At 63.9% G+C, this 12853-nt stretch carries 9 protein-coding genes; 6 read left to right on the top strand and 3 right to left on the bottom strand.

Annotation, left to right across the window (positions count from 1 at the left end; translation table 11 throughout):
• Nucleotides 1-192: 192 nt before the first annotated feature.
• From BVER_RS22065 to BVER_RS22075, 3 genes are all read right to left on the bottom strand, one after another.
• Nucleotides 193-1473, bottom strand: coding sequence for a cell division protein ZipA C-terminal FtsZ-binding domain-containing protein (locus BVER_RS22065; protein WP_050455100.1), 1281 nt, complete (start codon nucleotides 1471-1473; stop codon nucleotides 193-195).
• A 184-nt stretch (nucleotides 1474-1657) separates the two neighbouring features.
• Nucleotides 1658-5173, bottom strand: coding sequence for a chromosome segregation protein SMC (gene smc, locus BVER_RS22070; RefSeq protein WP_050455101.1), 3516 nt, complete (start codon nucleotides 5171-5173; stop codon nucleotides 1658-1660).
• 166 nt (nucleotides 5174-5339) lie between these two features.
• Entirely contained in the window at nucleotides 5340-6341 is a 1002-nt protein-coding gene (locus BVER_RS22075) for a DMT family transporter (RefSeq protein ID WP_050455102.1), read from the bottom strand.
• Nucleotides 6342-6539: 198 nt separating this feature from the next.
• Between BVER_RS22075 and dapC the strand changes: the two genes are divergently transcribed.
• From dapC to cls, 6 genes are all read left to right on the top strand, one after another.
• Nucleotides 6540-7757 (top strand): succinyldiaminopimelate transaminase, encoded by a 1218-nt coding sequence (gene dapC / locus BVER_RS22080; protein ID WP_050455107.1) that lies wholly within the window; start codon nucleotides 6540-6542, stop codon nucleotides 7755-7757.
• A gap of 47 nt (nucleotides 7758-7804) precedes the next feature.
• Nucleotides 7805-8632, top strand: a complete 828-nt coding sequence (gene dapD, locus BVER_RS22085) for a 2,3,4,5-tetrahydropyridine-2,6-dicarboxylate N-succinyltransferase (protein WP_050455103.1) — start codon at nucleotides 7805-7807, stop codon at nucleotides 8630-8632.
• A gap of 2 nt (nucleotides 8633-8634) precedes the next feature.
• Nucleotides 8635-8991, top strand: a complete 357-nt coding sequence (locus tag BVER_RS22090) for an arsenate reductase (protein WP_370444272.1) — start codon at nucleotides 8635-8637, stop codon at nucleotides 8989-8991.
• 108 nt (nucleotides 8992-9099) lie between these two features.
• Nucleotides 9100-10236, top strand: coding sequence for a succinyl-diaminopimelate desuccinylase (gene dapE / locus BVER_RS22095; protein WP_050455104.1), 1137 nt, complete (start codon nucleotides 9100-9102; stop codon nucleotides 10234-10236).
• Nucleotides 10237-10264: 28 nt separating this feature from the next.
• Nucleotides 10265-11149 carry a 50S ribosomal protein L3 N(5)-glutamine methyltransferase gene (gene prmB, locus BVER_RS22100; protein WP_050455105.1) on the top strand — a complete coding sequence of 295 codons (885 nt, stop codon included), beginning with the start codon at nucleotides 10265-10267 and terminating at the stop codon, nucleotides 11147-11149.
• A 145-nt stretch (nucleotides 11150-11294) separates the two neighbouring features.
• Complete coding sequence (cls, locus tag BVER_RS22105; RefSeq protein ID WP_050455106.1) at nucleotides 11295-12785, top strand: cardiolipin synthase; 1491 nt, start codon at nucleotides 11295-11297, stop codon at nucleotides 12783-12785.
• Nucleotides 12786-12853: the final 68 nt, after the last annotated feature.

The raw sequence follows: 12853 nt of genomic DNA on the forward strand, positions 1-12853 counted from the left end.
CGCTCCACGCTTCCTCCCCACGGTCGGTCGCCCTTCCGCAGTTGCGCTTCACTTCGCTCGCTGTGGTCAACTTGCCGCGCGACTTGCACCCGCAAGAGTGCGCCCATGCTGGGCGCACAAGAAAAGCGCCCCGGCTGGGGCGCGATCTTCGTGGTCGATGCGCGCCGTGTCAGGCGGCGCGCCGTGCGCGGATCACTGGCTGAACAGACGCCGCGTGGCGGGCGATCCGGCGGGCATGCCGGCCTGCTCCAGCTTGGCGTACAGCGTCATCAGCTGCTTTTCGATGGTGAGCAGCGCCGATTCCGGCAATGGCCGGCGCTGGTCGTCGACGACGCGAGCGCCGATGCGCTCGGACAGCGATTTGGCGTAATCGCACATCAGACGGAACGGGAGGATATCTTCGTCGGCGACGGGCACGTCGAGCACCAGCGTGATCATCTGACCGCCCTTGTAGGTGAGGTCGTCGCGCAGGAAGTTGGTGTCGCCGAACTGGAGCATGAAGACGGGATTCTGCTTGGCGTCGAGCTTGACGAAGCGCGTGCCGTCGCGCGACAGCAGCAGTCCGTCCTGCGATGCCACCGCCTGCACGTAGTTCGCCGACCACGGCGCGCCGTCGGACAGGATGTTGATGGACAGTTGCGCGTCGCACTGCGCGGCGAAGCCGTCCAGTTCGCGCGCCATGCCGACGGTTTCCATCATGTCGGGGAAATCCGGCGCGCCGTCGACGGCGTCGGCCAGACGCTGCGCGCCGGTCACGAATTCGGAGAATTCCAGTTCGTTGAGCGGGCCGCTGCGGTTCGCCAGTTGCGCGGCCGCGCGCAGTTCTTCGTAGCGCACGCCGCTGCGCGGCATTTCCCACGCGCTGTCGCCTTCCGGCTTGCCTTCGATGGTCACGGGCTTGGTGCCCGCGCGACGCAGCTTTTGCGCGAGCGGAATCACCCGATCGCCCGCGATCGGCGCGGCGAGCCGAATCGGCACGACGCAGTCGATACGCCGGTCCACCGCGGCGGGCGGCACGGAGGAAATGGTCGTGGCGGCGGGCATCACCGGATCGGCGTGCGCGTCGTCGTCTTCCTCGATGCGTTCGTTCTCGGCGGCCGCGCCATCGGCGGAGGTCGCTTCGGCTTGCAGATCGAGCGCCGTATCGGCGGGCGCGACCGGCGGCACGATGGTCGCCGCGCTCGATGCGCCGAAACTCGGCTCGACGCGAGGTTCATTACGTGGCTCGTTCCGCGTATCGCGACCGTCGTCGTTATCGCCGCCGCCCGACACCGGCCGCGACTGCCGCACCGGTTCGATAAACGGCTGATGCTCGTCGTCCGGCTCCTGACGCGCGAGCGCATCGGCGGCATCGTCGGGCATCGGGCGCGGCATCTTGCGACGCACCTTGGCGCTCTGCCACGCGTTGTACACGACCACGCCGCTCACCACCACGGCACCCGCTCCGATCAAACCGAGTGTCAACTCGTCCATGCACGCTCCATCGTTCTTTTAGGTTAAGCGCCGCGCGATCTGTCGCGTGCACCGCCGCGTGCCGGCTCGTTCGTCGTCGCCTGTTCTATGCGCGCCACTCCGCCGCCTGCGCTGCTTGCGTTGCTTTTATGCCGGACCGATGTCCGGCGTGCCACTCATACCTTGTGCTGCATTTCCGCCGACTTCAGCCATTCTGCGCAAAACCCGCCGCCGATTCCATGTCGACGGCAACGATGCGCGACACGCCCTGCTCCTGCATCGTCACGCCGATCAGCTGCTGCGCCATTTCCATCGCGATCTTGTTGTGCGAGATGAACAGGAACTGCGTCTTGGCCGCCATCGCGCGCACGAGATTCGCGAAACGTTCGGTATTGGCGTCGTCGAGCGGCGCGTCCACCTCGTCCAGCAGACAGAACGGCGCCGGATTCAACTGGAACATCGCGAACACCAGCGCGGTCGCCGTGAGCGCCTTTTCGCCGCCCGACAGCAGATGAATGGTCGAATTCTTCTTGCCGGGCGGTTGCGCCATCACCTGCACGCCGGCATCGAGAATTTCGTCGCCGGTCATGATCAGTTTGGCCTGGCCACCGCCGAACAGACGCGGGAACAGTTCGCCGAAGTGTCGGTTCACTTCGTCGAAAGTGCCTTGCAGCAGCGCGCGCGTTTCCTGATCGATCTTCTGGATTGCGTCTTCCAGCGTGGTGATCGCGTCGAGCAAATCCGCCGATTGCGCGTCGAGGAAGCGCTTGCGCTCGCTCGCCGCCGCGAGTTCCTCGAGCGCGGCCATGTTCACCGGGCCGAGCGCATTGATCGCGTTATTCAGCCGCGTAACTTCGCCCTGCAGATACGAAGGTTTCATATCCGGCGTGAGCTTGGCCTGAAGTTCGGCTTCATCGACGCCCGCCGTCTGCAACTGTTCGACGAACTGTTCGCCGCTGATGCGCGCGGCCTGTTCCTTCAACTGCAATTCGTTGATCTTGTCGCGCAAGGGCTGCAGCGAGCGCTCCGCCAGCAGACGCTGCTCGTCCGACTGACGCAGGCGCGCCGTCAGATCGTCCAGTTCGACGCGCGCGACATGCAGCGCTTCCTCGCGCGCGGCGCGCACTTCGAGCGCATCCTGCAGGCCGGTTTGCGCCGTCTGCTCGTTGATGGTCTCGAGTTCGGCGCGCGCATCTTCCAGCGTGGCCGCGATCTGTTCGCTCTGATCGTGCGCCGTGTCGATATTGCGCTTGTATTCCTCGATCTTCGCGGCGAGCCCGCGCGCGGCGAAACCCGCATCGCTGGCGGCGCGTTCCAGCTCGCGCAGTTCCTGACGCGCGGCCGTGAGTTGCTCGTCGAGCGATTCGAACGCGAGCTGGTTATCCTCGAAACGCGTCTGCAACTGCGCGATCTCGCCATCGTGATGCTCGAACGCGGCTTCGGATTCGGCCCGCAGCGCGCGCTGTTCCTCGACCTGCGCGGCGATTTCTTCCAGTTCCTCGCCGATCTGCGTGTTGCGCTGCTTGTAGCTTTCGTGCGCCTGCGTGAGCTTGAGCACGTCCAGTTGCAGCGCGTGCACGCGTTGAGTCGCGCGTTCGGCGCCGGCGCGCGCTTCGGTAAGCGCTTGCGAGGCTTGCGTATGCGCGGCATCCGCGCGCACGGCGTTGGCCTTGGCTTCGTCCGACAGCAACGCCTGCGCACGCACCTGCTTGCCGAGATTCTCGATTTCCTGCGCACGCGCGAGCATGCCGGACTGCTCGGAATCGGCCGCGTAAAGCTGCACGCCAACGCGCGTCACGATATGCCCGGCCTTGACGACGAACGCGCCGCCATCCGGCAACTGATTGCGCGATGCCAGCGCCTGCGCGAGATCGTCCGCGACGAAGGCGTTGCCGAGCCACTCGTTGAGCACGGCGCGCAGACCCGGATCGTCGATCCGCACCAGCGACAGCAGCGCGCGCAAGCCTTGCGGCACTTCGACCGGCTTGCCCGCGGCGGGCGGCGAAAAGAACGCCAGCTTGGCGGGCGGCGCGTCGGTGGCGAACGCCTTGACCCAGTCCAGATTCGAGACTTCGAGCGCGTTGAGACGCTCGCGCAGTACGGATTCGAGCGCGGCTTCCCAGCCCGTCTCGACATGCAGCTTCTTCCACAGACGCGGCAACGTGCCGAGTTCGTGCTTGTCGAGCCACGGCTGAATCTTGCCTTCGGTCTGGACGCTTTCCTGCAGCGCCTTCAACGCCGACAAACGCGCTTCCAGCTGATGGATCTGCGCGCTTTCCTTCTGCACGCGCTCCTGCGCTTCGCGACGTTCGGCATCGAGACGCGGCAGGGTTTCCTGCGCATCGGCGAGCCGGTCCTGTGCTTCGCGCTGAATCTCTTCGTGCTCGGCGAGCTGCACGCGCAGGTCTTCGAGATGCGCTTCGTCGGGCGCTTCGAGATCCTTCGCTTCGTTCTTCAGACGCTCCTGACGCTGCTGCAATTGCTGAAGCTGCTGATCCGCGTTGCGCTGATGCGCTGCTTCCAGTTTAAGCGCCTGCTCGGCTTGCGCGATACCCGCCCGTTCTTCGTTCAGTTGCGCCTGCGCGTCGCGCCAGCGAGCTTCGAGCGCGGGCAGCGCATCGTGCTTCGCGGCGGCGTTTTCCTGCGCGATGGCGGCTTTTTCCTCGCCTTCGGCCAGTGCTTCGGATGCGGTGTCGATTTCGTCGCGCGCCTTTTGCGCCTGCGCCTGCCACTGCTCGCGCTGCGCGGTCAATGCGGCGATCTGCGCCTGCACGCGACTGCGCGATTCGACGATAAAGCGGATCTCCGCCTCCAGCCGGCTCACTTCAGCGTTCGCTTCATAGAGCGAGCCTTGCGCGCCCTGCATCGCGTCGCTGGCGCTGTAGTGCGCGACGCGCAGCGTTTCCAGTTGCGCTTCGACTTCGCGCAGACGCGCGATCTGCGCTTCGAGTTCGACCTGCGCATCGCGGATCGCGCGCTGCTGACGCTCGGCTTCGTTGCCCGCTTCGTTCTTGCGCAAGAGCCACAGCAAACGCTGCTTCTCTTCGCCGTCGGCCTGCAATTCCTTGTACTTCGTTGCGACGACCGCCTGCGCTTCGAGCTTCTCCAGATTCGTCGACAGTTCGCGGACGATATCCTCGACGCGCGTCAGGTTTTCGCGCGTATCGTGCAGACGATTTTCCGTCTCGCGGCGACGTTCCTTGTACTTCGACACACCCGCCGCTTCTTCGAGGAACACGCGCAGTTCTTCGGGCTTCGCCTCGATGATCCGCGCGATCATGCCCTGCCCGATGATCGCGTAGGCGCGCGGCCCGAGACCGGTGCCGAGGAAGATGTCCTGAATGTCGCGACGTCGCGCGGGCAGATTGTTGATGTAGTAGCTGGAGGTGCCGTCGCGCGTGAGCACGCGCTTCACGGCGATTTCGCCGTAGGCGCTCCACTGGCCGGCGGCGCGTCCTTCGGAGTTGTCGAAGATCAGTTCGACGCTGGCGCGGCTGCCCGGCTTGCGCGCGGTCGACCCGTTGAAGATCACGTCCTGCATCGACTCGCCGCGCAATTCGGACGCGCGCGATTCGCCGAGCACCCAGCGCACGGCATCGATGATGTTTGACTTGCCACAGCCATTCGGACCGACGACGCCGACAAGCTGGCCGGGGACCTGAAAGTGCGTGGGATCGACGAAGGACTTGAAGCCAGCGAGTTTTATCGAGGTCAGACGCACGGCGATATCGCTGTTGGAATTGAATTACGAAGGATGAATAGCAAACAAGCCGCTCAGCGGCCCGTCGCACGAATTCGTCGCATGCCCGGGCACGCCCTAACTTGACACCGCGTTCGACGCTTGCGGCGTGCTGTGGTGTTTCGGCGCGCTCATCGAGCGGACTCCATCATACCATCGCACGTCTCGATTTCTTTTTGCTTGCGGACACGTTTGCGGCTACGTCGTTGGATGCATCGTCCGGCAGATCGTTCGATGCCGCCGGGTCCGGCGCGGGCACCGTCATGCGCCGATGCACCCACGCCGACAACAGGCACGCGAGCACGATGCACGCGCCGCCCGCCCATTCGCGCGCGCCGGGCACTTCGCCCGCGAACAGCCATGCCGACAGCGCGGTCACGACGAGCTCGAACAGCATGATGATCGACGCGCGATTGGCCGGCACGCGCGCGAGGCCCATCTGCACGATCATGTTGTTGGTCGCGAGCACGACGCCCAGCCCGATCACGATGAACGCGACCATGCCCAGCTGCGAGGCGGCGGGCGGCGTGGGCATCGGCTCGAACAGACTGACGACCGACGCCACCAGCGCCGATCCGCCGAAGATCACGGCGGTGCGCATTTCTGGTTTCATCGCGGGCAGCGTGCGGGTGATCTTCACGACCAGCACGTTGCTCATCGCAAAGCCCATGCCGCCCATCAGGCCCGCCCATTCGGCGAGATCGGCGGGCAAAGGCAGGCCGAGTTCGGGCGACCACAGCATCGTCACCGCGCCCGCAAGCGACAGCAGCGAGAGCGCGGCGTCGGCGGCCGTCAGACGGTCGCGCAGGATGAAGTGCGAAAACAGCGCGGTCCACGCGGGCGTGAGATAGAACAGCAAGAGCACGCGCATCACCTGACCGTGGATCGCGCCCCACGTGAAGCCGATGCTCGTCACGCCCGCCGCCAGCCCGAGCGCGACCAGCAGCCAGTGCCACGAGACCGTGCGGATCGAGCGGCGTCGCCATGCCAGCATGAACAGGCATGCCGCGCCGCTGGTGGTCGCGCTGGCGACGGTGCCGGTCAGGCCCATCGCGGCGAGCATGCGCAGCGGATACCACACGAGCCCCCACACCGACGCGCCGACCATGATCGCGAGCGTCGGCCATGTATTGTCGAAACGACGGTTCATCGCGATGCTCCGCCGTCCGTGTGTCTCCGCCTGCGTGCTCTGTCGAGCTTATAGATTCGAATGTTCTTCATTGCCTGAAACCGCCGCCGCGCCTTGTCCAGCAAAGGCGCGCGGTATAATTTAAGATTGGTCGCGCGTTTGATCCTGTTTGTTCCTCGACGCGCCTTGTACCGCCATCCGCTTACCGGTCACGCCGCTGTGAATCCACTTCTCCAGAAACTCCAGTCGTATCCGTTCGAAAAGCTGCGAGTGCTGTTCAAGGACATCACGCCGCGCGCGGGCGTCAAGCCGATCAGCTTCGGCATCGGCGAGCCGAAACATCCGACGCCCGCCTTGATCCGCGATGCGGTGATCGATTCGCTCGGCGGCATGGCATCGTATCCGGCGACGCTCGGCAGCGAGCCGCTGCGCGAGTCGATCGCGGCGTGGGTGAAGCAGCGTTACCACTTGCCGTCGGTCGATCCGCTGACCGAAGTGCTGCCGGTTTCCGGCTCGCGGGAAGCGCTTTTTGCGCTCGCACAAACCGTTATCGACAACAGAACGACCGATCCGGCGCAACCGCCCATCGTACTCTGTCCGAACCCGTTCTATCAAATCTACGAAGGCGCGGCGCTGCTCGCGGGCGCGGAGCATTACTTCGTCAATAGCGATCCGGCGCGCAACTTCGCCTGCGATTATTCGACCGTCCCGGAAGATATCTGGGCGCGCACGCAACTGGTCTACGTCTGCTCGCCGGGCAACCCGACCGGCGCGGTGATGACGCTCGACGACTGGCGCGAACTGTTCGCGCTGTCGGACAAGCACAATTTCGTGATCGCATCGGACGAGTGTTACTCGGAGATTTACTTCGACGAAACGAAGCCGCCGCTCGGCGGACTCGAAGCGGCGCGTCTTTTGGGACGCGGCTTCGAGCGGCTAATCATGCTGTCGAGCCTGTCGAAGCGCTCGAACGTACCGGGCATGCGCTCGGGTTTCGTCGCGGGCGACGCGTCGATCCTCAAGGCGTTCCTGCTGTACCGCACCTATCACGGCGCGGCGCTGTCGACGGTGTTTCAGCGCGCGAGCGTGATCGCGTGGCAGGACGAAACGCACGTGCGCGACAACCGCGCGAAGTATCTGCAAAAATTTAAGACGGTCACGCCGATGCTCGCCGAAGTGCTCGACGTGCGTCTGCCCGACGCCGCGTTCTATCTCTGGGCGAACGTTTCGCGCACCGGCTTGACGGACACCGAGTTCGCGGCGCGTCTGTACGCCGACTATAATGTGACGGTTCTGCCCGGCTCCTTCCTTGCGCGCACCGCGCACGGCACGAATCCCGGCGAAGGCTTCGTGCGTATCGCGCTCGTCGCCGAAGTCGAGGAATGTGTCGAAGGAGCGCGCCGCATCGTCGAATTCTGCCGCACGCTTGGCGCCTGAAACACGTCAAACGCTGCCGGTTCAACTCTCCATCCTCGATACCCACTATGTCGCAACAACTGCAGAGCATCATCGATCAGGCCTGGGAAGACCGCGCCAATCTGTCGCCCAAGGCCGCGCCCGCCGAAGTCCGCGACGCCGTCGCGCACGCCATCGAGCAACTCGATAAAGGCCAGATGCGCGTCGCCGAAAAGCGTGACGGCGACTGGGTCGTGAACCAGTGGCTCAAGAAGGCCGTGCTGCTGGCGTTCCGTCTGGAAGACAACGCGCCGATGCCCGCGGGCGGTTACTCGCAGTTCTATGACAAGGTGCCCTCGAAGTTCGCCAGCTACACCGCCGAAGACTTCGCGGCAGGCGGCTTCCGCGTGGTGCCGCCGGCCATCGCGCGTCGCGGTTCGTTCATCGCGAAGAACGTCGTGCTGATGCCGTCGTACACCAACATCGGCGCTTACGTCGACGAAGGCACGATGGTCGATACGTGGGCCACCGTCGGTTCGTGCGCGCAGATCGGCAAGAACGTGCATTTGTCGGGCGGCGTCGGTATCGGCGGCGTGCTGGAGCCGTTGCAGGCGAATCCGGTCATCATCGAAGACAACTGCTTTATTGGCGCTCGCTCGGAAGTCGTGGAAGGCGTGATCGTCGAAGAAAACTCGGTCATTTCGATGGGCGTGTATCTCGGTCAATCGACCAAGATTTACGATCGCGAAACGGGCGAAGTGTCGTACGGCCGCATTCCGGCGGGCTCGGTGGTCGTCGCGGGCAATCTGCCTTCGAAGGACGGCTCGCACAGCCTGTACTGCGCGGTCATCGTCAAGAAAGTCGACGCCAAGACGCGCGCGAAGGTCGGCCTGAACGAACTGCTGCGAGGCGACTGATCTTGGCCAAGACCACAGTCGTGTACGGCATTCCGAACTGCGACACCGTGAAGAAAGCGCGCGTTTGGCTGGAAGAACACGGCGTGCCGTTCGAGTTTCACGACTTCAAGAAGGCCGGCGTGAACGAAAAGCTGGTTCAGGACTGGCTGAAGGACGTGCCGCTGGATCAGCTCATCAACAAGCGCGGCACAACGTGGCGCGGCCTCGATGTCCACAAGGCCGAAGCCGACACCACCTCCGGCGCGATCGCGCTGATGATCCACAAGCCGTCGATCATCAAGCGCCCGGTCGTCGTGGTGAACGGCCGCGTGAAGACGCTCGGTTTTTCCGCCGAGCAGTACGAAACGCTTTTTGCGTGATCCCGCGCGATGACTGTGAACTCGACGGTCATCGCACGAACGCTACGAGTGCCGGCCGCAGCGCCGGCATTTTTTATCGCCTCATTTGTCGCATCAGACTAAACGATCATGTCCGGCACACTTTCCCTCACCGAAGCGCTGATCGCACGCGCCTCCGTCACGCCCGACGACCAGAACTGCCAGGCGCTGATGATCGAACGCCTCGCGCGCATCGGCTTCGACTGCGAAACGATCGAATCGGGCGGCGTCACCAATCTGTGGGCCGTCAAACGCGGCACCGACGCAAACGGCAAGCTCCTCGCCTTCGCGGGCCATACCGATGTCGTCCCCACCGGCCCGCTCGAACAATGGACCTCGCCGCCCTTCACGCCGACGCATCGCGACGGCAAGCTCTATGGCCGGGGCGCGGCGGACATGAAGGCGTCGCTGGCGGCGTTCGTCGTGTCGAGCGAGGAGTTTCTGGCGCAGCATCCGGAGCATCGCGGCACGCTGGCGTTTCTCATCACGAGCGATGAAGAAGGCCCCGCGACCGACGGCACGGTGAAAGTCGTCGAAGCGCTGAAGGCGCGCGGCACGCGGCTCGATTACTGCATCGTCGGCGAACCGACGTCCAATGCCACGCTCGGCGACATGGTCAAAAACGGCCGGCGCGGTTCGATGACGGGCAAGCTTATCGTCAAGGGCGTGCAGGGGCATATCGCGTATCCGCATCTGGCGAAGAATCCGGTGCATCTGCTGGCGCCCGCGTTGGCCGAACTCGTCGCCGAAAAATGGGACGACGGCAACGAATACTTCCCGCCGACGACCTGGCAAGTGTCGAACCTGCATTCGGGCACGGGCGCGACGAATATCATTCCCGGCCACGCGGACCTGATGTTCAACTTCCGCTTCTCGACGGCGAGCACGGTCGACGGCCTGCAAAGCCGCGTCTGCGCCATTCTCGACAAGCACGGTCTCGAATACGACCTGCAATGGATCGTCAGCGGCCTGCCGTTTCTGACGCCGCGCGGCGCGCTGTCGAATGCGCTCGAAAAAGCGATCCGCGACGAAACCGGCGTGAGCACCGAACTCTCGACGACCGGCGGCACGTCCGATGGCCGCTTTATCGCGAACATTTGCGATCAGGTGGTCGAATTCGGCCCGCCCAACGGCACCATCCACAAGATCGACGAGCATGTGGAAGTGCGCTTTATCGAGCCGCTGAAGAACGTGTATCGACGCGTGCTCGAACAATTGATCGCCTGAACTCATTCGAATTACTTAGGAGCTATTTATGGCGCTGCCCTTTTCCACCGTGCGCGACTTGCTGCGCTTCGGCGTTTCGCGCTTCACGCAAGCCGGTCTGTCGTTCGGCCACGGCTCGGCCAACGCGTTCGACGAAGCCGCGTATCTGATCCTGCACACGCTGCATCTGCCGCTCGACACGCTCGAACCGTTCCTCGACACGCGTCTGCTCGACGATGAAATCGACGCCGTCATGAAGGTGATCGAGCGCCGCGCGAAGGAACGCATTCCGGCCGCCTACATCACGCAGGAAGCGTGGATGCACGGCCGCCGTTTCTATGTCGACGACCGCGTGATCGTGCCGCGTTCGTTTATCGGCGAATTGTTGCAGGACGGCTTGCAGCCGTATGTGGCCGATCCCGATCACGTCACGCGCGTGCTCGAACTGTGCACCGGTTCCGGCTGTCTCGCGATTCTCGCGGCGCAGGCTTTCGAGAACGCCGATATCGACGCCGTCGATATTTCCGCCGATGCCCTCGCCGTCGCGCGCCGCAATGTCGACGATTACGATCTCCAGGATCGCGTGACGCTGTACGAAGGCGATCTGTACGCGCCGCTGCCCGAGGCGAAGTACGAGGTGATCATCACCAACCCGCCGTACGTCAACGCCGACGCGATGCAGGCGCTGCCCGAGGAATATCGCCACGAGCCGGAACTGGCGCTGGCAGGCGGCGCGGACGGCATGGACATCGTGCGGCGGATCATCCGCGAAGCGGGCAAGTGGCTGACGGAAGACGGCGTGCTCGTCGTCGAAATCGGCAACGAACGCGCAAATGTGGAAGCCGCGTTCGGCGGACTCGATCTCGTGTGGCTCTCGACCAGCGCGGGCGAAGACAACGTGTTCCTCATTCAGGCAGCGGACTTGCCTGCGTAACCTGCGTAATTGCCTGCGTAAGCACGCACACGCGGCGGAAAGCGTCACAACTGATGGCACAATCCGCCGCGCCCACAAGGGTTCGGTAATATGACGCATCGTCGCCGGCGCGCGCCGGCGAGGCATCGGAAACGGTCCGCGTCATATGCAAGCATCTGATTGGCTCCACGTCGGCACGCTCGTGATCGCCGCGCACGTGCTCGGCGTGATCGCCGCGATCCACGCCATCATCAACACGCGCACGTCGCAGGGCGCGGTCGCGTGGGCGGTGTCGCTCGTCGCGATGCCCTACTTCACGCTCATCCCTTATCTCTTTCTCGGACGCAGCAAGTTCGCCGGCTATATCGACGAACGGCGGCTCGAACTCGATATCCTGCGCAGCCGCTCCAAACCCGCCGAATGGGATTCGGGCGCGCGCAGCGATTCCCCGGAAGCCACGGCGATCGTCGATTCCTCGGGCGCACGCGGCGAGATCGCGCCGGGACCGGCGGCCTATCTCGGCAATCCGACCATTCGCACCTTGCAGCGTCTGTCCGGCATGCCGTTTCTGCGCGGCAATTCGGTGCGCGTGCTGATCAACGGCGATGCGACCTTCGCCGCGATACTGGAGGCGATCGACGGCGCGGAGCGTTATATCGTCGTGCAATTCTTTATCGTGCGCGACGATTCGCTCGGCGATCTGCTGAAGGAAAAGCTCATCGCGAAAGCGCGCGAAGGCGTGCGCGTGTATTTCCTTTACGACAGCATCGGCAGCTTCGATTTGCCGCATCGCTATGTGAACGCGTTGCGCGCGGGCGGCGTCGAGGCGCATCCGTTCGCGGCGAAGCGCAAGTTCGTGCACCGGTTTCAGATCAACTTCCGCAATCATCGGAAGATCGTGGTCGTGGACGGCAAGCGCGCGTTCGTCGGCGGGCATAACGTGGGCGTCGAGTATCTCGGCGGCAATCCGCGTCTGTCGCCGTGGCGCGATACGCATGTCGAAGTGCGTGGACCGGCCGTGGCGAGCATCCAGTTCGTCTTCACCGAAGACTGGTACTGGGCGACGCAACGCCTGCCGGAACTCGGCCTCGCGCCGTCGTCCGACGACAACATGCACTGCATGGTGTTGTCGAGCGGCCCGGCCGACAAGCAGGAAACCTGCTCGCTATTCTTCGTCGAAGCGATCAACGCGGCGCGCGAACGCATCTGGATCACGTCGCCCTATCTGATTCCCGACGAAGCCGTGTTTTCCGCGCTGCGTCTCGCGGTGATGCGAGGCATCGACGTGCGGATTCTGATTCCGAGCCGGCGCGATCATCGGGTGGTGTTCGCGGCGTCGAAGCTTTATGCGCATGATTTGATGCAGGCTGGCGTGCGGGTGTTTCGCTATAAGCCGGGGTTTCTGCATCAGAAGGTCGTGCTGGTGGACGATATTGCTGCGTCGGTCGGTAGCGCGAATCTTGATAATCGCTCGTTTCGGTTGAATTTCGAGATTACTGTTTTGACGGTCGATCGCGATTTTGCGCATGAAGTCCAGGCTATGCTCGATGTGGACTTCGCTCATGCTTACGAGATCGATGCTGGCGACTATCGTAAGGCGTCCTTTCCGCGTCGGATGATGATGCACGTGGCGCGGCTGTTTTCGCCGATTCTTTGAGTTTTTCTTGCTGCTTCTTCTTGGCTTGTTTTTTTATGCAGTAACCGCCTCCCCGGCGGGGGGGGGGG

It is taken from the genome of Candidatus Burkholderia verschuerenii (assembly GCF_001189365.1).
Classification (GTDB): Bacteria; Pseudomonadota; Gammaproteobacteria; order Burkholderiales; family Burkholderiaceae; genus Caballeronia; species Caballeronia verschuerenii.